Annotated in this window: 23 protein-coding genes; 20 read left to right on the forward strand and 3 right to left on the reverse strand. The window is 47.1% G+C overall.

Annotated elements, in window-relative coordinates; genetic code table 11:
* The first annotated feature begins 4 nt into the window (after nucleotides 1–4).
* From ahrC to ACFVS2_RS01545, 5 genes are all read left to right on the forward strand, one after another.
* On the forward strand, nucleotides 5–454 hold the full coding sequence (gene ahrC, locus ACFVS2_RS01525; RefSeq protein ID WP_007720787.1) for a transcriptional regulator AhrC/ArgR: 450 nt from the start codon (nucleotides 5–7) through the stop codon (nucleotides 452–454).
* Between the two features lie 16 nt (nucleotides 455–470).
* Complete coding sequence (gene recN, locus ACFVS2_RS01530) at nucleotides 471–2,195, forward strand: DNA repair protein RecN (RefSeq protein WP_007720789.1); 1,725 nt, start codon at nucleotides 471–473, stop codon at nucleotides 2,193–2,195.
* Between the two features lie 242 nt (nucleotides 2,196–2,437).
* Nucleotides 2,438–3,772, forward strand: coding sequence for a SpoIVB peptidase (spoIVB, locus tag ACFVS2_RS01535; protein ID WP_007720791.1), 1,335 nt, complete (start codon nucleotides 2,438–2,440; stop codon nucleotides 3,770–3,772).
* Between the two features lie 258 nt (nucleotides 3,773–4,030).
* Nucleotides 4,031–4,819, forward strand: coding sequence for a sporulation transcription factor Spo0A (spo0A, locus tag ACFVS2_RS01540; protein ID WP_007720793.1), 789 nt, complete (start codon nucleotides 4,031–4,033; stop codon nucleotides 4,817–4,819).
* A gap of 996 nt (nucleotides 4,820–5,815) precedes the next feature.
* Nucleotides 5,816–6,214 carry a hypothetical protein gene (locus tag ACFVS2_RS01545; RefSeq protein WP_390230160.1) on the forward strand — a complete coding sequence of 133 codons (399 nt, stop codon included), beginning with the start codon at nucleotides 5,816–5,818 and terminating at the stop codon, nucleotides 6,212–6,214.
* A gap of 109 nt (nucleotides 6,215–6,323) precedes the next feature.
* Here ACFVS2_RS01545 and ACFVS2_RS01550 read toward each other — a convergent pair whose 3' ends face one another.
* Nucleotides 6,324–6,752, reverse strand: a complete 429-nt coding sequence (locus ACFVS2_RS01550) for a hypothetical protein (protein WP_390230163.1) — start codon at nucleotides 6,750–6,752, stop codon at nucleotides 6,324–6,326.
* Between the two features lie 96 nt (nucleotides 6,753–6,848).
* Here ACFVS2_RS01550 and ACFVS2_RS01555 point away from each other — a divergent pair, with 96 nt between their 5' ends.
* The 3 genes from ACFVS2_RS01555 (at nucleotide 6,849) to ACFVS2_RS01565 (ending at nucleotide 8,862) form a co-directional block, all read left to right on the forward strand.
* The gene (locus tag ACFVS2_RS01555) at nucleotides 6,849–7,319 is read left to right on the forward strand and encodes a hypothetical protein (RefSeq protein WP_390230166.1); all 471 of its coding nucleotides are present in this window, start codon (nucleotides 6,849–6,851) and stop codon (nucleotides 7,317–7,319) included.
* 114 nt (nucleotides 7,320–7,433) lie between these two features.
* Entirely contained in the window at nucleotides 7,434–8,012 is a 579-nt protein-coding gene (locus tag ACFVS2_RS01560; protein WP_173620346.1) for a beta-class carbonic anhydrase, read from the forward strand.
* On the forward strand, nucleotides 8,005–8,862 hold the full coding sequence (locus ACFVS2_RS01565; protein ID WP_173620197.1) for a metallophosphoesterase: 858 nt from the start codon (nucleotides 8,005–8,007) through the stop codon (nucleotides 8,860–8,862). Before ACFVS2_RS01560 ends, ACFVS2_RS01565 begins: the two co-directional genes overlap by 8 nt.
* 7 nt (nucleotides 8,863–8,869) lie before the next feature.
* On the opposite strand, the gene ACFVS2_RS01570 is transcribed toward ACFVS2_RS01565, so the two are convergent.
* Nucleotides 8,870–9,736: a LysR family transcriptional regulator gene (locus tag ACFVS2_RS01570; protein ID WP_173620196.1), complete on the reverse strand. Its 867-nt coding sequence runs from the start codon at nucleotides 9,734–9,736 to the stop codon at nucleotides 8,870–8,872.
* 100 nt (nucleotides 9,737–9,836) lie between these two features.
* Between ACFVS2_RS01570 and ACFVS2_RS01575 the strand changes: the two genes are divergently transcribed.
* The 8 genes from ACFVS2_RS01575 to ACFVS2_RS01610 all read left to right on the forward strand — a co-directional run bounded on the left by ACFVS2_RS01575 (nucleotide 9,837) and on the right by ACFVS2_RS01610 (nucleotide 15,546).
* Entirely contained in the window at nucleotides 9,837–10,646 is an 810-nt protein-coding gene (locus ACFVS2_RS01575) for a class I SAM-dependent methyltransferase (protein ID WP_390230171.1), read from the forward strand.
* Entirely contained in the window at nucleotides 10,630–11,010 is a 381-nt protein-coding gene (locus tag ACFVS2_RS01580) for a VOC family protein (RefSeq protein WP_390230174.1), read from the forward strand. Before ACFVS2_RS01575 ends, ACFVS2_RS01580 begins: the two co-directional genes overlap by 17 nt.
* Nucleotides 11,007–11,810 (forward strand): class I SAM-dependent methyltransferase, encoded by an 804-nt coding sequence (locus ACFVS2_RS01585; RefSeq protein WP_390230177.1) that lies wholly within the window; start codon nucleotides 11,007–11,009, stop codon nucleotides 11,808–11,810. Before ACFVS2_RS01580 ends, ACFVS2_RS01585 begins: the two co-directional genes overlap by 4 nt.
* A 116-nt stretch (nucleotides 11,811–11,926) precedes the next feature.
* On the forward strand, nucleotides 11,927–12,103 hold the full coding sequence (locus tag ACFVS2_RS01590; RefSeq protein WP_144616167.1) for a DUF2759 family protein: 177 nt from the start codon (nucleotides 11,927–11,929) through the stop codon (nucleotides 12,101–12,103).
* 112 nt (nucleotides 12,104–12,215) lie between these two features.
* Nucleotides 12,216–13,382, forward strand: a complete 1,167-nt coding sequence (steA, locus tag ACFVS2_RS01595) for a putative cytokinetic ring protein SteA (RefSeq protein WP_390230181.1) — start codon at nucleotides 12,216–12,218, stop codon at nucleotides 13,380–13,382.
* Nucleotides 13,383–13,407: 25 nt separating this feature from the next.
* Complete coding sequence (locus ACFVS2_RS01600; protein WP_173620191.1) at nucleotides 13,408–13,962, forward strand: copper transporter; 555 nt, start codon at nucleotides 13,408–13,410, stop codon at nucleotides 13,960–13,962.
* Entirely contained in the window at nucleotides 13,949–14,641 is a 693-nt protein-coding gene (locus ACFVS2_RS01605) for a glycosyltransferase family 2 protein (protein ID WP_390230185.1), read from the forward strand. Before ACFVS2_RS01600 ends, ACFVS2_RS01605 begins: the two co-directional genes overlap by 14 nt.
* On the forward strand, nucleotides 14,623–15,546 hold the full coding sequence (locus ACFVS2_RS01610) for a UDP-N-acetylmuramyl pentapeptide phosphotransferase (protein ID WP_390230188.1): 924 nt from the start codon (nucleotides 14,623–14,625) through the stop codon (nucleotides 15,544–15,546). The genes ACFVS2_RS01605 and ACFVS2_RS01610 overlap by 19 nt, the downstream gene beginning before the upstream one ends.
* Here the strand turns inward: ACFVS2_RS01610 and ACFVS2_RS01615 are convergent.
* On the reverse strand, nucleotides 15,543–15,803 hold the full coding sequence (locus ACFVS2_RS01615) for a DUF2627 domain-containing protein (RefSeq protein ID WP_007720834.1): 261 nt from the start codon (nucleotides 15,801–15,803) through the stop codon (nucleotides 15,543–15,545). The two genes, ACFVS2_RS01610 and ACFVS2_RS01615, sit on opposite strands and share 4 nt — an antisense overlap.
* Before the next feature lie 217 nt (nucleotides 15,804–16,020).
* Between ACFVS2_RS01615 and ACFVS2_RS01620 the strand changes: the two genes are divergently transcribed.
* From ACFVS2_RS01620 to ACFVS2_RS01635, 4 genes are all read left to right on the forward strand, one after another.
* Nucleotides 16,021–18,090, forward strand: coding sequence for a sigma 54-interacting transcriptional regulator (locus tag ACFVS2_RS01620; RefSeq protein WP_390230192.1), 2,070 nt, complete (start codon nucleotides 16,021–16,023; stop codon nucleotides 18,088–18,090).
* 233 nt (nucleotides 18,091–18,323) lie between these two features.
* Complete coding sequence (locus tag ACFVS2_RS01625; RefSeq protein ID WP_173620187.1) at nucleotides 18,324–19,415, forward strand: Glu/Leu/Phe/Val dehydrogenase; 1,092 nt, start codon at nucleotides 18,324–18,326, stop codon at nucleotides 19,413–19,415.
* 138 nt (nucleotides 19,416–19,553) lie between these two features.
* Nucleotides 19,554–20,975 carry a dihydrolipoyl dehydrogenase gene (lpdA, locus tag ACFVS2_RS01630; RefSeq protein ID WP_390230195.1) on the forward strand — a complete coding sequence of 474 codons (1,422 nt, stop codon included), beginning with the start codon at nucleotides 19,554–19,556 and terminating at the stop codon, nucleotides 20,973–20,975.
* 18 nt (nucleotides 20,976–20,993) lie between these two features.
* Nucleotides 20,994–21,986 carry a thiamine pyrophosphate-dependent dehydrogenase E1 component subunit alpha gene (locus ACFVS2_RS01635; RefSeq protein WP_390230198.1) on the forward strand — a complete coding sequence of 331 codons (993 nt, stop codon included), beginning with the start codon at nucleotides 20,994–20,996 and terminating at the stop codon, nucleotides 21,984–21,986.
* Nucleotides 21,987–21,997: the final 11 nt, after the last annotated feature.

Genomic DNA, 21,997 nt, shown 5'->3' on the forward strand with positions numbered 1-21,997 from the left:
CCATATGAACAAAGGGCAACGACATATTCGTATTCGGGATATCATCAGCAATCAAGAGGTGGAAACACAGGATGAGCTGGTGGACCGCTTGCGGACTGCTGGCTTTAACGTGACGCAAGCGACTGTATCCCGAGACATCAAGGAACTACACTTGGTAAAAGTTCCGCTCCCTGATGGACGATATAAGTATTCAATGCCTGCTGAACAAAAATTCAATCCACTGCAAAAGCTGAAACGCATGCTTGTGGATTCCTTTATTAGCATTGACCAAGCTGATCATTTTATTGTACTGAAGACACTTTCGGGACATGCAAATGCGGTAGCTGAACTGATTGACAACCTTCCATGGGAAGAAATCATGGGGACAATCAGTGGCGACAACACCATCCTGATTATTTGCCGTTCCAAAGAAAATACCAATGAAGTGACGAAACGCTTAATGGAAATGTTGTAGAAGGTGGTCGCTTGCGATGCTAGTGGAACTCTCGATCCGAAATTTTGCCATCATCAAATCAGTGACGGTCTCTTTCCAAAAAGGCTTAAACATCCTGACAGGGGAGACTGGTGCTGGTAAATCCATCATTATCGATGCGCTTGGACTGCTATTAGGAGGCCGGGCTTCGGCTGATTTTGTACGTTACGGTGAGCCTCGTGCAGAAGTGGAAGGGCTATTTGAATTGCCGCCTGGTCATCCTGGACTTGACGTTTGTAAGAATGTCGGTGTCCAGATTGAGCAAGACGGAATGCTCGTGGTACGACGAGATATATCGAATCAAGGGAAGAGCATTATTCGAATCAACGGCCAGCTCGTGACTCTCGCTATGCTGCGTGAGTTAGGGCCATGGCTGGTTACGGTGCATGGACAACACGATACGCATATGCTGATGCAGTCAGACAAGCATATCAATTGGCTCGATGCATATGGGGAAAGTGCATTGGGATCTGCGAAGCAAGAGTACGGCACCCTGTATGCTACTTACCGCAAAACAAAGCAAGATCTGGAGCGTATGGCACGTAATGATCGTGAGCTGGTACAGCGTATGGATCTATTGCAATATCAGCTCGATGAAATTGAGGCGGCAACCCTCACGCCTGGTGAAGACGAGAAGCTCTTGCAGCAGCGGAAAAAGTGGATGAACATTGAAAAAGTTTATTCAACGATTCAAGATGCATATCGCGCCTTGCATGGTGACCAAAAGGGCATGGATTGGTTAGGACATGCGATGGGAGAGCTCGAGCGTGGTGTGAACTACGAAGAACAGCTCGTTCCGATTTTGGAAACGGTCCAATCGGCATACTATCAGATAGAAGATGTGGTACATAACCTTCGTCAATTGTCGTATCAAATGGATTTTGAACCGGAGCAGTTGGCAGAAGTAGAACGCCGTCTTGATCAGATTCAGTCGTTAAAACGCAAGTATGGCAAAAGTGTAGACGACATTTTGGAGTACGCTGCCACGATTCAGGATGAATTGGATGATATGCATCACTACGAAGACCGCCTCCAGCAGGTGGAAAAGCAATTGCAGGAGTTTGCAGCCGATTTGGCAGTGGAGGCATTGGAGTTGTCGGTCATTCGTTCCGAATGCGCAGGGAAACTCGCACAAGAAATCGAGCAGCAGCTAAAAGAACTGCACATGGAGCGTGCTCGTTTTGCCATTGATGTCAGACAGACGCCGGATGATGACGGGGTAGAAATTGACGGAATCAAGCGATTTGTAGATGCAAACGGAATGGATCAGATCGAGTTTTTAATCTCACCTAACCCGGGTGAGCCATTGCGTCCCTTGGCGAAGATTGCTTCCGGCGGGGAGCTGTCTCGCGTCATGCTGGCCATTAAAACAATTTTGGCGGGTACTGATCAAGTGGAGACCCTTATTTTTGATGAAGTCGACACGGGAGTAAGCGGAAGAGCCGCTCAAGCGATTGCAGAAAAGCTCGCCCGAGTCGCTGGGCAGCGCCAAGTCCTGTGCATTACGCACTTGCCACAGGTAGCATCCATGGCAGACGCGCATTTTCTGATCAAAAAGGAAATGAGCGAGAATGAAACAGAGACGCGGGTGAATCGTTTGTCTGATGATGAACGGGTATCAGAGCTGGCTCGTATGCTAAGCGGGGCAGAGGTAACAGCAAAAACAGAAGAACATGCGCGCGAGATGATCCTTCTCGGCCGTGAACGAAAGACTGTCAGCTAATTTAAGTTGGCAGTCTTTTTTTCGTTTATAAAAGTGCTGCAATAGACTCGCCAAGGGCTTGGTGATGCCTGGTTTTCTAATGTTCAGAGTGGGTTATTTTCCTGACATAATCCGCTTCGCTGGTGGCAACATTAAAGGTACACAAGGTGGAGGTGTCCCTCATGACCGCTTGCGGTCAATCAAAACGGACCTGACCGTTTTGTTTTGTAGGTGTAGGTAGGGAACGGTAGGAGTGATTACTGGTGATCCGACAAAACAAAAGAAAATGGATGGGAAGTCTCCTTCTCCTCATCACGGCGCTTGTCGTGAGTTCCACCCCGTTCCGCGATCTGTCCTCCTTTCCCCGTGAATTGCGTTTGATGGAAGGGTCCCTCGAACAACTGCGGGTCTCTGTGCCGGTAATGGGCACGCTAATCAATAGCAATCCTGATATTTTGCACGTTAACGGGACAGAGGCGCGAGAGGTATCCGTTGATTTGAGCAGGCCTATGTCCGTTGAACCGCGTAGGGCTGGGGAAGCCCAATTGCAGGTGAAGTGGCATAACATTCCGCTGACTGCTGTAAAAGTAAATGTATTGCCAGATCTGCGGTTGTACCCTGGTGGACAGTCAATCGGGGTGAAGCTGCAAACAGCGGGTGTTTTGGTTGTCGGTCATCATTTAGTTGACGATGGTAAAAACAAGTTTTCTCCAGGTGAACAGGCAGGTATACACGTCGGTGACATGATTATCAAAATGAACGACATGTACATCAATGACATGAACGACGTAAAGAAATTGATTAACGAAACGGGGAAAAAGAATCATTCCGTTCAATTGCTTGTCGTTCGTGGCAAGGAAAAGCTTTCGCTCACTTTGCATCCGGCAAAAGACAAAAAAGACAGTGAATATCGCATGGGTCTCTATATTCGGGATTCAGCGGCAGGAGTAGGGACACTAACCTTTTTTGATCCGAATTCCAAAGCGTACGGGGCATTAGGGCACGTCATTTCCGACGTTGATACTGGTCAAGCCATTGTCGTAGGAGATGGCCAGATCGTGCAAGCAAGTGTCACATCGATTGAAAAAGGACAAAGTGGCAACCCAGGGGAGAAATTTGCACGTTTCTACAATGAAAGTGAAGTTCTCGGAAATATAACCAAAAACACCCCTTTTGGCATTTTCGGCAAAATGAAGGATGAGCCCAAACGCAGCTATTACCAGGAGCCGTTACCAATCGCTCTTGCTGAGCAGGTAGAGGAAGGACCAGCCAAAATTCTTACTGTCGTGGAAGGTCAGAAGGTAGAAGAGTTCGATATTGAGATCGCAAACGTGGTCAAGCAGCATTTTCCTGCAACCAAAGGGATGATTATTAAAGTCACGGACAAACGCCTTTTGGAAAAGACAGGTGGCATCGTACAGGGAATGAGCGGCAGTCCCATCATTCAAAAAGGCAAGATCGTCGGTGCCGTCACGCATGTGTTTGTCAATGATCCTACTTCGGGATACGGCTGCTACATTGAATGGATGCTTCAGGATGCTGGTGTGAATGTGCGAGGTACTGCCGAATCTCGAACCAATACAACCAAAGCTGCTTGAATGAAGTGCCGTCACGCGAACGAAGCGAGGCGGCTTTTTCGATTTTTGCAGTCCTTTGACGAATCGATTAGAAATGTAAGGATTCTTTGTCGAAATATCAGTTAAATCATTCAATCTTTCGTCATTGGCAGGAATGGAATTTGCTTTGTCGAATAATTTTTGTAGAGAAAAGATGGTATGGACTAATCCTTTTAGATTTGTTACCTCTAGAACGCCACCTTCTTTCCAAAAGACCGTCCATTGTTAGGAGGAACGACCTTGAGCAAGATTGAAGTGTTGTTGGCAGATGATAACCGTGAATTTGTAAATCTGTTGGAAGAGTACATCAGTAGCCAGTATGACATGAATGTTGTGGGTGTTGCTTACAACGGCAATGAGGTAGTTCGACTGCTGCAGGAACGTGTACCCGATGTATTAATTTTGGATATCATCATGCCACATCTGGATGGCTTGGCTGTTTTGGAGCAAATTCAGGCCATGCGCTTAAGTCCTCAACCTAAAATTATTATGTTGACTGCTTTCGGGCAGGAAGAGATTACGAAGAAAGCAGTAGAGCTGGGAGCAGCATACTACATTTTGAAACCGTTTGATATGGAGGTGCTGGCTCAGCGCATCCGTCAGATCATTACAACCAAACCAGCCTCTTCTTTTGTTTCTTCTGTAAAACCACAAGCTACCTTGCAAATCCGCGGACGCAATTTGGACGCGAGCATCACAAGCATCATTCATGAGATTGGAGTTCCTGCTCATATCAAAGGCTATTTGTATTTGCGGGAAGCGATCACAATGGTATACAACGATGTTGAGCTGCTCGGTTCGATTACCAAAGTCCTGTACCCGGACATTGCCAAGAAATTCAATACAACCGCAAGTCGGGTAGAACGTGCCATCCGTCATGCGATTGAAGTAGCGTGGTCCCGTGGTAATTTGGACTCCATCTCCAGCTTGTTTGGTTATACGATTTCCAACACCAAGGCGAAGCCGACCAACAGTGAGTTTATTGCCATGGTGGCGGACAAGCTGCGGATTGAGGCGAAGATTAGCTAGGATCGCGTCATTAGTTGAGACGAGTTTAACCGAATGCACATTCGAAAGCAACGTTGCCCGAATTGGGTGGCGTTTCTTTTTATTTGTACTAACGCTTTAGTCTGACAAAGTGCATAAGCATAGTAAGTACATCTGATCGTGTAGGTACTTGAAAGCATATTCGAGGAAGTATGTATAAGGGGCAACAGTATATGAAGAACTGCCCCTATTTATCTTAGTGTGATTCAGTCTCCTCCGTAAATTTCTTGACAATCTACAAACTCTTCCGCACACCTTTGGTTACACAAGACGTTTTCATAGCCAGTCATGAAGGAACAACGCCTTTCACACCGTTTTCGTTCCATGACGCATATGTCAAAGTTTGAAAACCAGCGATACGGATAAGGTGGATAAGGATCGTATGGATTCGGATACCTGTCGTACTGTACATGTCGAATGGTTCTCTTATTACCCTTTCGTTTCATGTCTTCACTCCCTCGTGAAAGTAACGCACCTTTTGTAGTAAATGACTATATGGCCCGTCCTGATTGGACGAATCGACTAAACGTTTCACCCAAATACACGCGCGGCGCCGTAATGGTACCGCGCTTTTCGCGTTATCTCAACGAAAGGAGCTCGAACATGCCCGTTTATATCGGAACGCGAATACTCACGAGCACACAGGCGGATGCAGACGTTATCGTCCCACTTCTCTTAGAATAAATTAACAAAAAATGGTTTTCATCATCTATAATTATATTCTAAACAGAATAAAAACGAGGTGCAAAATGGAAAATCCAACAGAACAATGCTCAAAATGTGGGTGTAAAGAGATTGGGGAAGGGAGGCAGTCTGGGCATGCGGGAGTATTACCCATAGGCAAGATTTTTCCGCTTAGTTCTGCGATCATTCATAGAATCTGTACAAATTGTGGCTATGTTATCGAGAGTTATGTTGAAAACCCAACTAAATATAAAGGTTAATACTGATCATTATTTCAATCGGAGATAAAAATAAATGAGCAAACTATTGTCCTACAAAGAAATTAGTATTCGTTCTTCTACATCACCAATTGAGTTTAAGAGGGCTGGTTATCGTCAAAGGTATCTAACCATTGAGGGAAAAGATATCGCCAATACAGGTATAGGTTGTGAAACCTGTCTTTTTTATGCCGACGCTTCAGGAATGGATATGAAAAACTCAACAAAAATATCCAACAAACTAAATCAAGGGATAATTACACTGGACCAAGAATTCATGTCTGATTTATCCTGTCTCATTCCCAATGGTCATTACATTAAAAAGTTTGCGGCAGATAAAGCCCATAAAGCAATTACCCTATTATCCTTTTTATCGATTGAAGAGTCATTCGCTAATATGGAACAATTAGAAAAACTATTCCAAGTTTTAACCTGATGAATGGACTAATGAACTTAGATGTCTCTCTGGGCAAGAGGTAAGCCAAGGTATTTTACCCCTGGCTTTGATTATCATTACACAATTTTACTTAATAGAATCACTGAGGTCATTTAGATGTTTCTGTAGTAGGTGGTTGCTTGGGGGTTGCTGCGGGAGCATTTTTATATTCAAATTGTATTTCGGAGGTACTACTCAATCCGGTTTGTTCCATGCCTTTACTCGTCAAGGCAATTCTGCCAAATGCCGTAACAGTGGGGGGAATCATTCCATCTGGTTTGATAATTGACACAGAAATGGAGTTAACTTCCTCTTTCTTGTCTTTTGCTAAGGTCCGAGTATTTTCCACGAGAGCACGTAATTCCTTTTCATCATTCGACTCGGTTGACAAAGCAACGAACCACGTTCCAGTACCTTCGTCAAATCGATCAATGGCTAATACATAGGTAGGTAACGGTACTTCAGGTGTGTTTGCAGTTTCACTACAGGCTGGAAGGATTAGTGCTAGTGCAAGTATTAAGGCTAGTCTTAATTTCAATCTGCAACTCTCCTAATTATATTTTTAATGATTTTACCAAAGTTAGTAAATTTATACTATAACTAAAAAAGTACTCTTTCCGGAGGAACTGAACCCATGTGTCTGGAATTATTCGTCATGATAAAAGAAACACCGGGATTTGAACCTAAGCCGCTACTTTCCCCTTATGTTTTGACAGGCAAACTGTCACGGGAAAAAAGCCCTTATTTTTTCAAGCATTTTCCGAAAAAACAGGCTTGGTGGGTGACAACCGAAGAGGGTTGCGCTTGCAGATTTAGCATTTCCAAGCATCCTGATAAAGTAAAACTCGGGATGTATCCAGAAGAGGAGAGGCATCGTTATTATCAAAAATACGTAGAGGACTATCAAAAAAGCATGGACAGAATGATGCATCTACGTGCTTGGTGCGAGGAGCTGCTTGATCACGATAAGACGCAGGTAGAACTGTATGGTCTATGTATAGGTGAGAAATTCACGAAAAGAGAACCAATTTACTCGACGATTGTGGACCTCTTTTCACCCAAAAAATTTCGTTTAGGCGAGAAACATTACATCCTGACAAAATGAACCACTTGATAAGAAACTGCTACAGTCCCTTGCGAGATTTTGATCCAACTATGTAAAATAGAAAAGCATACGATACAAATACATACTACTAAGAGCGAGGCAGGTGCTGTGAAAGTGCGCAATTTGGATGAAATTCTCGCATTTAACCATGAATTTGTGGCGAACCAAGAATATGAAAAGTACCAAACCACCAAGTTTCCTGATAAACGATTGGTCGTGTTGTCTTGTATGGATACCCGTTTGGTTGAATTGCTGCCGAAAGCCATGAACATGCGCAATGGGGATATCAAGCACGTAAAAAGCGCCGGCGCAATCGTGTCCCATCCTTTTGGGAGTATCATGCGTAGTATTCTTATTGCGATCTACGAATTGAATGCCGAAGAAGTGATGGTCGTCGGGCATTATGACTGCGGGATGAGCGCGATCGACAGCAAACGCACGATGGAGAAGATGCTGGAGCGAGGAGTCTCGGCTCAAACGTTTTCCACGCTTCAACATGCAGGGATTAACTTACATAAATGGCTGCACGGATTCGATCGAGTAGAAGAAAGTGTGAAAAATAGCGTAGAAACGATTAAAAATCACCCGCTCCTCCCACCGAATGTGGAGGTACATGGCTTACTCATTGACCCGGTGACGGGAAGACTGGACGTTGTCGTGAATGGGTATGAGCGAATGAAAGACAGTGAATGATCCTAACCTTGCTCCCCTTTCAAGGAAAACATTTCTCCACAAACTCACGAAATGGGTAGGGGGATTGATTGGTCTCGGTATAGCGACTGGCGTGTACGGTCATCTATGGGAACGAAAAGCGCTAGATATCGTGCGATTGTCCATCACGATACCGGGATTGCCAGAAAGCTTTAAGGGGACAAAGCTCATTCATTTCAGTGATGTCCATCTCGGTCATTATTTTGAACCGAAAGAGTTGGAGTCGGTTATTGCCTTGATCCAGAGCGAAAAACCAGATTTGATTTGCTTCACAGGGGATATCGTAGATGAAGTGACGCGACCTCTATTCGCCGCCGTTCCCCTTTTCAATCAGCTCCTAGCTCCATTAGGCAAATTCGCCGTTTTGGGCAACCACGATTATCGAGCTGGTGAACAACAAAAAGTTCGGGATGGATTAGTCGCGTCTGGATTCGAAGTGTTGGATAATCGGCATGTGGTTGTACACAAAGATGGCCAGCAGTTATACATGGCGGGAGTGGATGACCTTTTCTATGGTGTACCTGATCTTCCAAGGGCGCTAGAAAATATCCCGCCGGAGGGCAGTGTTATCTTGTTGGTGCATGAGCCTGATTTTGCTGATATTGCGTCAGAGCACCCTGTACATCTCCAACTGTCCGGCCACAGCCATGGCGGACAAGTGCGCTTGCCTTTCATTGGTCATCTTTTGGCGCCGCAATACGGTCGTAAATATGTACAAGGACTGTATCAGGTAGGTAGCATGGCTGTGTACACCACCAGAGGGTTGGGTACGACGATCTTGCCTGTTCGTTTATTTTGCCGCCCGGAGCTTACGGTACTCACACTCCATTGAACTTTTGTTAATAATGTTCCTTGATCCATTGGACGAATTGCTGGAAAGCATCGTCCTCTTTTTTTGGATGCAGGTAGGCGATGAGTGTGGGGCGCACTAATTCGCCGTTTGCGATATCGTAGGCGATCAATCTTCCGGTCGCTAGCTCTTGTTGTATGGTTCTTTCCGGCAGGATCGTAATCCCTAGCTGCCGTTCGACCATTTTTTTAACAGCATTGAAGCTGTCCAATTCCATAATAATATTCGGAAAAACTCCCTGCTGTGCCAAATAGCGGTCAATCCGTTGGCGATAAGGAGCGGTGTGATTCCCGAACACAATCATTTCCTCGGTTCCCCATGCCTGAAAACCTGGAAACCCGCTTGCCCAAGGATGGTTGGGCGCCATGACGAGCAGGAGCCGATCGCTGGGAAGGAATTCTTGATGGATGTGCGGATGATACATTTCACTCCCGAGAAAAGCAATATCGGCCGTTCCCGTTAGCAGAGCGCTGAGGGACTCCTCGTACAACGTAGAGCGGACGTAGCAGGTAAAGCCCGGATGAGCAATCCGGTACTCTCCAATCAGTCGTGGCAGCTCATAGGCGACAAAAGCTTTTCCTGCGACGATGTTCATCGATTGGCGTTGTTCTTTCTCTTGGATAAAGGAGCGCATTTGCTCCACGATATTCGTCGCAACCGGTAGTAACCGACGTCCTTCGCCTGTAAGACTCACTCCAGAAGCGGTGCGAACAAAAAGCGCAGTCCCAACCTGGCGCTCTAACTGCTTCAATCGATGCGTCAATGTTGATTGCGCCAAAAATAATGCCTGTGCAGCGCGATTAATCGATCCATGACGAGCAATCGTTAAAAATACCTCAAGACTTTCTCGATCCATTGTGAGTTGCCTCCTATTCAAATTCTCGATAGCTAGTTATCTGTATTCTATAACAAGGATGACAAACATTGGAATATGATGTAGGCAGGAGGTGTTCCCGATGAAGAATGAGGAGATCAAACAAGCTGTTCAAGCGCAATTTGGAAAAAATGCAGCGCAATACGTGCAAAGCAAAACGCATGCAAATGGCAGCGACCTGGAACTGATGGTGGAGTGGATGCAGCCAGCAGAGAAGTGGCGGGCACTGGATATCGCCACAGGCGGTGGGCACGTAGCGAGGACATTGGCTCCACATGTGAGCTTGGTCGTCGCCACGGATTTGACTCGCTCGATGCTCATGGCGGCGTCTGCGGCCAATGATACAGCACTTGTCCATAATGTGATGTATGTCCAGGCTGATGCAGAATCTCTCCCGTTTCTCGATGAATCATTTGAGATGGTCACATGCCGAATCGCGGCTCATCATTTTCCCGATCCGGCGGCTTTTGTTCGTGAGGTGAGTCGCGTGCTGACCCCTGGAGGGTTGTTTCTCTTCATCGACAACATTTCACCTGAGGAGTCGTCACTCTCGGCATTCATAAATGAAGTAGAGAAAACACGCGATCCCAGTCATGTTCGCTGTCTTTCCGTAAGTGAATGGCGCGCTTTGTTTGAAGTGAATGGCTTGATTACACAAAAGCAGCAGGAACGCAAAAAAAGGTTTGAATTTATACCATGGGTTCAGCGCACTTCCGAATCATCTGAGCAGGAAGCGGCCGTAGAAAAAATGCTGCTGAACGCTACAGACGAACAAAAGGAATATCTTGGGCTTACCACAAACGAAGGCAGAGTAATGACCCATCAGATTGACGAATGGATGGTTCTTTGCAAAAAAAGAGGAGGAAATGAAGACGATGACAACAAAGCATGAATGGATTGGACTTGACCATGTACAATTAGCAGCACCAGCAGGAACGGAGGACGTAGCGCGCAAGTTTTTCGGTGAGCTTTTAGGAATGCCGGAGGTTCCAAAGCCAGAGAAGCTGCTTGTTCGAGGTGGTGTATGGTTCAAATGTGGCGCCCAAATGATTCATATTGGCGTAGAGGAAGGATTCATTCCTGCGAAAAAAGCACATCCGGCGTTCCTTGTGCAAAACATTGGTTCACTGATGGAGCATTTGCAAGCAAATGGGGTATCTTTTCGAATTGACGAAGAAATTCCTCACCTTATCCGCTTTTTCACAGAGGACCCATTTGGAAACCGACTGGAGTTCATGGAGGCGAAACAGGAATGACAATTGATTTTCACACTGAGAAAAACCAGTTGAGCTATACAGGGAGAACCGCTGACGACTCGTGGAGACAGACGATCCTCTCACTTGTCAATCCGGTGGGCAAAAATGTCGTGGACATCGGTTGTGGCGGTGGAATTTACAGTAAGGCTTGGTCTGGGCTAGGCGCTGCTTCTGTCACGGGCATTGACTTTTCCCACGTGATGGTAGAAGCGGCGAGAGAGCAATGCGCTGACGATCCGAAGATTTCGTTTGCACAGGGGGATGCCCGCGCAACAGGCTTGCCGAGTCAGTGTGCGGATATTGTATTCGCTCGCGCCTTGATCCATCATTTCCCGGAGCAAGACTTGCAGAAATTCTTTAAAGAAGTGATCAGGCTATTGGCACCTGGCGGAATTTGCCTGATCCAAGATCGGACGATGGACGATGTCAAAATGCCAGCCTCGCCGACTCATTTTCGCGGTTATTTCTTTACCCGATACCCGCGCTTGCTAACGATAGAACAGACGCGTAGACCGGATGATACAACGGTGCAGAACACCATGAAGCTCGCGGGGCTTGACCAGGTGAACAAGACAACGCTATGGGAGACAAGACGTGAATACGATAGCTGGTCTGAATTGGAAGCTGACTTACTTTCAAGAAAAGGCCGCTCCATTCTGCATGAATTGTCTGATGCGGAACTGAAGGACCTTGTTCACACCATCCATGATCACGTAGTCAGTGAAGAAAAATGGAATGAGCAAGATTGCTGGAGTATATGGATAGGCAACGCAACTTGTGGCACAATAAAAGGGAAATAATTGTGAAACTTTTTGTTCACAAATTTGGATATGCTTGTCTCATAATACGTGAAGCTATATAATGGAATTGCCATTGTATTCCGGTTTGCGTCATCATGGTGAAGGAGTTGTCGTTTATGAAAATCGTTTTATTTGACATCCTGATGTTTATCTTCACATTCTTTATTGCTTGGGGCTGTTTGAGTTCCATCAAAGCGAAAAACACATTTGCAATCTTATTTGGCTTTGTATCTTTGATGGTTTTCCTGTTCGCAGATGGTTTAATCATTTACTACCTGGTCAAAGGTGCGTAGATTAAACTGAAAACGCTTCGCTAAAAGAGGTTGTGCATTTGATGCACAGCCTCTTTTTTTTTTTTGCATTGTGCAAGGAAATATTTAGCATACTAAAAGCGGAGGTGGAAACGTGGGCAAACAAAAAGGTTCTACAGCACATTCATACACGGCTGTCGTAGCAGCTGATCTGAAGACGAAGCAGTTGTGCAAACGTCTCCACTCCCATCATATCGCCATCATTGATCATCCGGACGTTGATGAGATAGCAGCACAGTCCTTGTTGGAAAGAGGGGTAAAAGTCGTCCTCAACCTTTCGCCATTCATGACGGGGCAATATCCGGCTGAAGGAGCTCGCCAACTTTTAACAAACGGTGTCACACTCTATGAGGTACTGGATGTAGATGTGTCGGATTCGTTCATGGAATGGATCGAAGGCAAGTATGCAACGATACGCGAAGAAAAACTGTACATCCTATTGGAAGAGAAGTGGGTCCAAGTATGTAGGCTGCAGCAGGTGACAGTTCCCTCTATTTTGAACCGATGGCATGAAGCGCAGGATAAGTTGGATGACACACTCTCTTCGTTTATCGACAATACACTTTTGTACGCCAGCAAGGAAAAAGACCTATTTTTAAAACCACTTTGCCATGTGCGATTACATACAAAAATGGAACAGCGACATGTCGTTGTCGTCGTTCGCGGAAAACATTACAGAGAGGATTTACTGACGCTATCTTCCTACATTCAGGAATATCGACCTGTTTTGATCGGGGTCGATGGCGGTGCAGATGCCCTCATGGAAGCAGGGTATCGTCCAGACCTGATTGTGGGAGATATGGACAGCGTCTCGGACAGAGCACTTCAAAGTGGAGCTGAGATCGTCGTACATGCTTTTGTGGATGGGACAGCACCTGGAACGATTCGCGTAAAAGCACTCGGTTTGCCTTATCATGTCTTGCCAGCGCCTGGTACGAGTGAAGATGTGGCGATGCTGTTAGCGTACGAAAAGGAGGCAGAACTGATCGTCACGATCGGTGCCCATACCAATATGATTGATTTTCTGGAAAAAGGCCGCAAAGGTATGGCGAGCACGTTATTGGTCCGCACGAAGATTGGGACAAAGCTAATTGATGCCAAAGGAGTCAGTCATCTCTATCGGCCGAGCGAGTCATGGAAGCTGTGGGGTTGGTGTTTAGTTGCTATGCTTCTCCCTGTTTCAGCCGCGCTCATCATTAATCCGATCGCCCGTCATGCTGTACAGATGATTTGGACCCAGTGGCGAACATGGACTTTATGAACAACGCACTTTCATGGAGGTAGACATGATACCCTTCCGCTATCATTTGATTTCACTGGCTGCCATATTTGTCGCACTTGGGGTAGGTATCTTGTTAGGAGGGACGGCAGGCCATTCATGGATAACGCAAGGAACAAAAGGCATTCTTTCCAATATGGAAGCAAAGTACGATCGCGCTCTCAAAAGCAACCATGAATTAAGACAGCAAATGAATCGATTGCTCAAGGAAGTTGCTCGCAGCAACCAAGAAGTCGTCCAACTCATGAGCGTACGCTATGTGGATGAACTTGCAGGAAGCAAGCTGTATGTTTGGCAGGAGGATGGCAACGTTGCTGAACAGATTAAGCAACTGATGCATTCAGTAGGCATGGAAGTGGTTTCATATCGCGAGGGAAACAGTTGGGAAGATGGGGTGCTTTTGGTGGTAGCTAGGCAAGCCCCGCTTTGGTTACGGGAAAAACGAGTGAATTCCTGGATACAGGTCGTAGAAGTGCCTGACTCTCCTGCAAAACAATGGGCACTTTTGGAGCAAGTGCAAAATAGATTGCCTGAGAGGAAGGGCTCGCGTGAAAAAAGTTAGCGTCGTCATCCCAGCGTTCAACGAACAGGCTTCCATTGGTGATACACTCCGTGCCATCCGTGAACGCTTTTTTTGTGATGAACTAATCGTTGTTGATGATGGCAGTAAAGATGAGACGGCACACATCGCAAGCAAGTGGGCCGATATGGTGATTCGAGCGCCGCGCAATCAAGGGAAAGGTGCAGCTGTTCAACTGGGCTGGAAGTGCGCTAGTGGGGATGTGATCATGCTTCTAGACGGTGATTTGCGAGACAGCGCAGCAGAAGCCGCACATTTGCTAACGCCGGTGCTACAAGATGTCTGTGATATGGCGATAGCTGTTCTTCCACCTCCGCAAGTGAAAGCAGGTTTCGGATTAGCAAAAGGCTTGGCTCATCAAGGCATCCGGGTGTTGACCGGTTTTGAAGCAAAAGCCCCTTTGTCGGGACAACGGGCAATACGTCGCGAGCTTCTTAACCGATTGGGCAGTCAGGATAAAGGATTTGGTATAGAGGTGGGTCTCACTGTCGATGCCTTGCGGGCAGGGTATCGTGTAGCAGAGGTCCCTGTCTTTTTTTCGCATCGTGAAACGAAAAACGATTGGGCAGGCTTCTGTCATCGCGGGAAAGAGTTTGTCGCGATAAGCCGAACGCTATGCTGGAAATGGTGGGAGGGGCAGGAGTGGAAACGAAAATCATGATGCTCATGATGCTCGTCGCGGTCGTTATTCCGCTGATGCTTGAACGTCCGCTGTATAAAATCGGCATACAAAAGCTCAAAGCCCTAGGGATGAATCGATTCAATTACAATGCAGAGCCAGTACTGACAGCGGGGGGGCTCATCCTCGTATGTACGAGTGCTATAACCGGGATAGTGCTGATCGGACTACTTTTGCTCAGAGGGGCCAAAAGCGAGCTTCTCCTGAACGGCTTTTTATTTCTAACAGGTATGATTACAATGGCCTTTTGGGGATGGCGTGATGACCGCGCATCAGATCGGGATGCAAAAGGATTTCGTGGACATTTCGGTGTGTTTTGGCGAGAGAGGCGAATGACCAGTGGCATGTGGAAGCTGATAGGCGGGACAAGCACGGCTTTTTGTCTTTCCTTCACTCTTTCGAACTCGTTAGGGGCCGGTATTGTTTCCTTTGGTCTACTTGCACTCTCGCCTAATATCGTTAACTTGTTTGATTTGCGGCCTGCACGGGCGATCAAAGTGTTTTGGTGCCTGACTGTACTGGCAGGGGCTTTTGGCATATGGACATTAGGAGCCAGTGCGGCGATGGCAAACTGGATTTTTTTGATCCCTGTTTTCATGGTAAGCATGCTCATGTTTCCCCATGACGCTAGCGGCAAAATCATGCTCGGAGATACAGGGTCGAATACCTTGGGTTTTGCAGTAGGCTTTTCCTTTGTCATCGGGACATCGATTTATGTACAGACGATTATGCTCGTGCTTTTCCTGTGTCTTCAGGTTGCGGCAGAATTTTGCTCGTTTTCCCGCGTCATCGAACAGGTCGGCTGGCTCCGTCGACTCGATCAATGGGGGAGGGCTACAGAAGCAGAAAATAAAAAAAACCAGACTGGCTCGTCCGGTTTGGTCTAGTCCTCGTCATCAGGTTCAGGAACCATGAAACGGGGCTGTACGCGATTTTTTTTGCGTTCGTGGTGGAGAATAAATCCGGCGATAAACCATACAGGGATGGCGAAAGCCAGTATACCTAGAATGAGTTTTCCCCATAAAAATCCAACATCCGGAGAGGCAGAGTAGAAGAATGCGTCACGGATTAACTTGATTCCGTACATGGCGATTGCCGCCGGAATTACCATAATTAAGAGTGCAATGATTTTCTGAAATACCAAGGGTTTTTCACCCCTTTCTCCAATGCGTAAACGAACTACAACTTCTACAGTACGGTCTTTTCATCATATCGGATGCGAACAGCCTTGTCCACCGTACCTGTTGCACACGAACGAGCGCACGTTAGGGAAGAACGCCTGTCCATCAACGGTTTGTTGGAGTACAATGGTAACGAGTAAGATCGTAAAGAGGTTGTTCAAAAAGTGAGGGGTCTCTCGCATGCACAAGCTGCTCATCGTTGGTGCGGGACGTGGTGGAACAGCACTCCTGCGGATGCTAAACCAGATGGACCGATTACAAGTCGTTGCTGTTGTCGATCAACGGCCAGACGCCCCAGGCATACTACTGGCCCAATCATTGGGGATTCGCGTCGATCAAGATTATCGGCCTTATTTGGATGAGGATCTGGATGTCATTTTAGAAGCTACAGGGGACCTGGGGGAGTATGAGCATCTCAGGCAATTAAAGAAAGATAAGACAGTGCTCATCCCAGGAACGTTTACGAGAATCGTCATGAAATTGATTCGGGAACGCGATAAGCTGATTGCGGTCTTGATGCAAAATCAGCGGGAGCGGGAAACGATGTTGAATTCTACGCATGACGCGATTATCGGGGTCAATCGCCAAGGAGTTATTACGTTGTTCAACAAAGCCGCAGAGCGATTGATGGGCATCGAGGCGAGTGAAGTGCTGGATACAAAAGTTTCGGAGCGTATACCGAACACTCGGTTACATATTGTATTAAAGACAGGCTCTCCCGAATTGAATCAGGAGCAGGTTTTGCCGAATCAGACGCGGATTATTACAAACCGTGTGCCTGTTCGCAATGATCGAGGAGAAGTTGTCGGAGCTGTTGCCATTTTCCGTGATATTACAGAAATCATGGCGTTGGCAGAAGAAGTGACGAACTTGAAAGATTTGCAGAGCATGCTGCAAGCGATTATTCAATCATCGGACGAAGCAATATCAGTCGTTGACCAATACGGGAATGGACTTTTGATCAACCCGGCCTACACGAGGCTTACGGGTTTTTCGCAAGACGACATTATCGGGAAACCAGCGACGGTAGATATTTCTGAAGGCGATAGCATGCACATGCAAGTCTTGAAAACGAAGAAGGCAGTGAGAGGCGCCCCCATGAAATTGGGACCAAAGCGCAAGGACGTCGTGGTCAATGTTGCACCTGTTCTGGTCGATGGGGAGCTGAAAGGCAGCGTGGGCGTCATTCACGATGTCTCCGAATTCAAGCGCCTGTCAGAAGAGCTGGAGAAAGCTCGTCGTATCATCCGCAATCTGGAGGCAAAATATAGCTTTGCAGACATTATCGGCTATAGCGAGTCCATGCAGCAAGCGATCGAGCAAGCCAAAAAAGCGGCGTCAACACCAGCAACGGTCCTTCTCCGTGGGGAATCGGGAACGGGGAAAGAACTGTTTGCCCACGCTATACATAATGCAAGTGAACGAAAATACAACCAATTTATCCGGGTCAATTGTGCAGCGATCTCAGAGAGCCTGCTGGAGAGTGAGCTTTTCGGTTACGAAGAAGGTGCGTTTACAGGTGCGCGTCGAGGAGGCAAGCGGGGGCTGTTTGAGGAGGCCAGCGGTGGAACAATCTTTTTGGACGAGATCGGCGAACTGTCCATGAGCATGCAGGTCATGCTTTTGCGCGTCCTGCAGGAGCGAGAGGTCGTGCGAGTCGGTGGAACGAAGCCGATCAACATCGATGTTCGCGTCATTGCGGCTACTCATGTGAATCTGGAGGCTGCGATCGGAGCGGGACGTTTCCGTGAAGACTTGTACTATCGTCTCCACGTCGTGCCGATTCATATCCCTCCACTCAGACAGCGTTTGGAAGATATTAAACCGATTGCTATGCACCTGCTACGAAAAGCCAATGTGGAGTACGGTAGAAATGTAGAAGAGCTGCATGAAGAAACATTGCAGATGCTTCTGTCCTATCACTGGCCAGGAAATGTGCGCGAGCTAGAAAATGTACTGGGCAGGGCGATGATTCATATGCGGATCAACGAGCGAATCATTATGCCGGAACATTTACCCCCACTGGAAAGAAGAATCGTTTCGACCAAAAAGGAAGAGACCCAGCATGAGGGTTCCACTGGTACCACGTTAAAAGAAGCGGTGGAGAAGGCAGAACGTCAGCACATATTGCGGGAACTGGCAGCAGCCAAAGGCAATCGCACCCTTGCAGCAAAACGCCTCGGAATCGCGATTCGCAGTTTGTACTACAAGATGGAAAAATTGGGCATCATGGATGTGCAGGAAGAGTAACGAAGTGATCGTGCAAAATATTGCACGCAAATCTTTGCGCGTATATGCAAAAAAATGCAGACTTGACGTCGGGATACTCATTCCACGTTCTTGTAAATAAAGCGCTTTCATGAGTTTGATTTTATTGGCATGACTTTTGCATATACCTCTTGACGGGAAATTCTCCAAATGGAGCCCACTGTTACGCCAGCTTACTTAAGCGGAAAACGAAAGATACTAGGGAGGTTTCTTCAGTGAACATCTTTGACTACATGCAAAAGTACGATTACGAGCAATTGGTATTTTGCCAAGACGAAAATTCCGGTTTGAAAGCAATCATTTGCATTCATGATACGACATTAGGACCAGCACTCGGCGGTACGCGCATGTGGCCGTATAAAACAGAAGAAGAGGCGATTGTGGACGTACTCCGTCTCGGTCGTGGGATGACTTACAAAAACGCTGCAGCTGGACTGAACATCGGTGGTGGTAAAGCAGTCATCATCGGTGATCCGCGCGAGCATAAGAGCGAAGAGCTGTTCCGTGCTTTCGGTCGCTATATTCAAGGGCTGAATGGCCGTTACATCACAGCTGAGGATGTAGGCACAACGGTAGCAGACATGGATATGATCCACTTGGAAACAGATTTCGTCACAGGTGTTTCTCCAGCATTCGGTTCCAGTGGCAACCCATCCCCTGTCACAGCTTACGGTGTCTACCGCGGAATGAAAGCTTCTGCTAAATTGGCGTTTGGTTCCGACTCTCTCTCCGGACGAGTGATTGCTGTACAAGGTGTAGGAAACGTAGCGTACAACCTGTGCCGCCATCTGCATGAAGAAGGCGCGCATTTGATCGTAACGGACATCAATCAAGAAAACGTAGATCGCGCAGTGAACGATTTCGGTGCGAAAGCAGTAGGCGTTAACGAGATCTTTGGCGTAGAGTGCGATATCTTCTCTCCTTGCGCATTGGGTGCAATCATCAACGATGACACCATTCCACTCTTCAAAGCAAAAGTGATTGCAGGGGCAGCTAACAACCAGCTGAAAGAAGAGAGACACGGCGACCAAATTCACGAGTTGGGTATGATCTACGCGCCTGACTACGTGATCAATGCTGGTGGTGTAATCAATGTGGCAGATGAGCTGCAAGGCTACAACCGCGAGCGTGCACTGAAAAAAGTAGAAACAATCTATGACAGCATCCTGAAAATTTACGAAATCGCTGAACGTGATGGCATGGCTTCCTACAAAGCTGCTGACCGCATGGCGGAAGAGCGCATTGCAAGTGTTGCAAGATCACGTAATACTTTCCTGCAAAACGGCAAGACTGTTTACAAGCGCTAATCTTGTTTCTTCTATAAAGTTCATACTCCTGTCCGCTCTTCAATGGAGGGCGGTCAGGAATACATAAACGTTTTTCTTTGAATATTCATATTCTCGTAAATACGCAGGTTAGCTTTCCGAATGAAAGGAGAGATCGTGGTGTCTCAAGAGTTTGATCTAGTCGTCCTCGGGGGAGGTACCGGCGGTTATGTAGCGGCAATCCGCGCTTCCCAGTTGGGAATGAAGGTAGCAATCGTGGAAAAAGAAAAGCTCGGTGGTACTTGCTTACACCGTGGTTGCATCCCATCTAAAGCGCTATTGCGCAGTGCAGAAGTATTCTCCACCCTGAAGGAAGCTGACAAATACGGAGTCTCGGCAGGTACTGTAGGCTATGACTTCACAAAAATACAAGAGCGAAAGCAAGGCATTATCGACCAACTTCACAAAGGGATTCAATACTTGATGAAAAAAGGCAGCATTACTGTCTTTGAAGGCTTTGGAAGAGTCATGGGGCCTTCCATTTTTTCTCCGCAGGCAGGTGCTGTGCGCATTGAAAAGGAAAACGGGGATCAAGAAATGATCGTTCCACGGTTCCTTTTGCTGGCAACAGGTTCTCGTCCACGCACACTTCCAGGTTTGGTCATCGACGGATCTTATGTGGTAACAAGCGATGAAGCGTTGCAGTGGGAGCAATTACCTGCTTCAGTTGTCATCGTTGGTGGCGGTGTCATCGGGATTGAGTGGGCTTCCATGCTCAATGATTTCGCTGTGGAAGTAACTGTTGTGGAGTACGCCGACCGTATTTTGCCGTTTGAGGATGAAGAAGTGAGCAAGGAATTGGCTCGTCTTTTGAAAAAGCGGAAAGTCAACATCGTGACGGGAGCAAAGGTGCTGCCTGAATCGTTGGAAAAAGGGGAAGGCAAAGTATCTATTCAGGCGGAAGTCAAGGATGGGGTCCAAACCTTCGAAGCCGAAAAGGTACTCGTATCAGTAGGACGCCAAGCGAATGTAGAAAACATCGGCTTGGAAGCAACCGAAATCAAAGTCGAGCGTGGCGTAGTCGTGGTTAATGAATTTTTCCAGACCGCAGAGTCTCATATTTATGCGATTGGTGACGTTATTGGCGGTCTGCAATTGGCGCATGTTGCTTCGCATGAAGGAATACTTGCGGTAGAGCACATGGCTAGACTAAACCCGCACCCGATGGATTACACCAAGGTTCCGAAATGTACGTATAGCCGACCTGAAGTCGCAAATGTCGGACTCACTGAAAAAGAAGCAAAAGAACAAGGCTACGATGTGAAAATCGGCAAGTTCAGCTTTAAGCCATTAGGTAAAGCTCTGATCCACGGTGAGAATGACGGCTTTGTGAAGTTGGTCGTTGATGCCAAGACCAATGATTTGTTAGGGGTTCACATGATCGGTACACATGTGACAGATATGATTTCTGAAGCGGGCTTGGCTCGTGTACTGGATGCGACTCCGTGGGAGATCGGCCAGACGATTCACCCGCATCCATCCTTATCAGAAGCAATCATGGAGGCAGCGCAGGCTGTCGACGGAAAAGCGATACACAATTAGCAAGGAGGGAATGTAACGATGACAACCAAGCGACATGAGCAAGTGGGATTGACCGATGCGCAAGTCCTTGACATGTATTATTACATGCTATTGGCCAGAAAAATTGACGAGCGCCAATGGCTGTTGAATCGTGCGGGCAAAGTACCGTTCGTGATTTCCTGCCAGGGTCAGGAAGCAGCTCAGGTGGGGGCAGCTTTTGCGATGGAAAAAGACAGGGATTTCTTTTGCCCTTACTATCGCGATCTTGGTTTGGTGCTAGTCTTTGGTCAAACAGCCCGTGATTGCATGCTGTCCGCATTTGCAAAGGCAGAAGATCCGAATAGCGGTGGAAGACAGATGCCAGGTCACTTCGGTGGCAAAAAGTACAATATTTTGACGGGTTCAAGCCCTGTGACGACCCAAGTGCCACACGCAGTGGGTATGGCTTTGGCAGGTAGAATGAAGCAAAAAGATTTTGTTGTGTATGCATCGTTCGGGGAAGGCTCCAGCAACCAAGGTGACTTCCACGAAGGTGCGAACTTTGCGGGTGTCCACAAGCTCCCGGTTATCTTTTTCTGCGAAAACAACAAATACGCGATCTCTGTACCACTGAAAAAGCAGTTGGCTTGTGAAAGTGTAGCAGACCGTGCGATTGGTTACGGTTTCCCAGGAGTCAGTGTAGACGGAAACGATCCAATTGAAGTATATCGTGTCATGAAAGAAGCGGTTGAACGTGCTCGCAGTGGTCAAGGGCCGACGCTGATCGAAGCCGTTATGTATCGCCTTGTTCCGCACTCCAGCGACGATGACGACCGTGTGTATCGGACGAGAGAAGAAGTGGAAGAAGCGAAGAAAAAGGACCCGCTGATTGTTTTCGCTGAGTATTTAAGAGAGATCGGACTCTTGGATGAACCTAAGGAAGCAGATATGCTTGCTCGCGTACAGCTGGAAGTGGATGAAGCCACTGAATATGCAGAAAACGCGCCATATCCAACACCAGAATCGACTATGACATACGTATACGGGGAATAAGGGGGGATCTT

Origin of the sequence: Brevibacillus sp. NPDC058079, assembly GCF_042885155.1 — a bacterium.
Lineage (GTDB): Bacteria > Bacillota > Bacilli > Brevibacillales > Brevibacillaceae > Brevibacillus.

What these genes read in the sequence shown, in the direction of transcription:
- ACFVS2_RS01580 (WP_390230174.1), top strand. Translation starts at nt 10,630, where the DNA reads ATGACAACAAAGCATGAATGGATTGGACTTGACCATGTACAATTAGCA.
- ACFVS2_RS01600 (WP_173620191.1), top strand. Translation starts at nt 13,408, where the DNA reads ATGATACCCTTCCGCTATCATTTGATTTCACTGGCTGCCATATTTGTC.
- ACFVS2_RS01575 (WP_390230171.1), top strand. Translation starts at nt 9,837, where the DNA reads ATGAAGAATGAGGAGATCAAACAAGCTGTTCAAGCGCAATTTGGAAAA.
- ACFVS2_RS01635 (WP_390230198.1), top strand. Translation starts at nt 20,994, where the DNA reads ATGACAACCAAGCGACATGAGCAAGTGGGATTGACCGATGCGCAAGTC.
- ACFVS2_RS01585 (WP_390230177.1), top strand. Translation starts at nt 11,007, where the DNA reads ATGACAATTGATTTTCACACTGAGAAAAACCAGTTGAGCTATACAGGG.
- ACFVS2_RS01570 (WP_173620196.1), bottom strand. Translation starts at nt 9,736, where the DNA reads ATGGATCGAGAAAGTCTTGAGGTATTTTTAACGATTGCTCGTCATGGA.
- ACFVS2_RS01545 (WP_390230160.1), top strand. Translation starts at nt 5,816, where the DNA reads ATGAGCAAACTATTGTCCTACAAAGAAATTAGTATTCGTTCTTCTACA.
- ACFVS2_RS01590 (WP_144616167.1), top strand. Translation starts at nt 11,927, where the DNA reads ATGAAAATCGTTTTATTTGACATCCTGATGTTTATCTTCACATTCTTT.
- ACFVS2_RS01555 (WP_390230166.1), top strand. Translation starts at nt 6,849, where the DNA reads ATGTGTCTGGAATTATTCGTCATGATAAAAGAAACACCGGGATTTGAA.
- recN (WP_007720789.1), top strand. Translation starts at nt 471, where the DNA reads ATGCTAGTGGAACTCTCGATCCGAAATTTTGCCATCATCAAATCAGTG.
- ACFVS2_RS01620 (WP_390230192.1), top strand. Translation starts at nt 16,021, where the DNA reads ATGCACAAGCTGCTCATCGTTGGTGCGGGACGTGGTGGAACAGCACTC.
- ahrC (WP_007720787.1), top strand. Translation starts at nt 5, where the DNA reads ATGAACAAAGGGCAACGACATATTCGTATTCGGGATATCATCAGCAAT.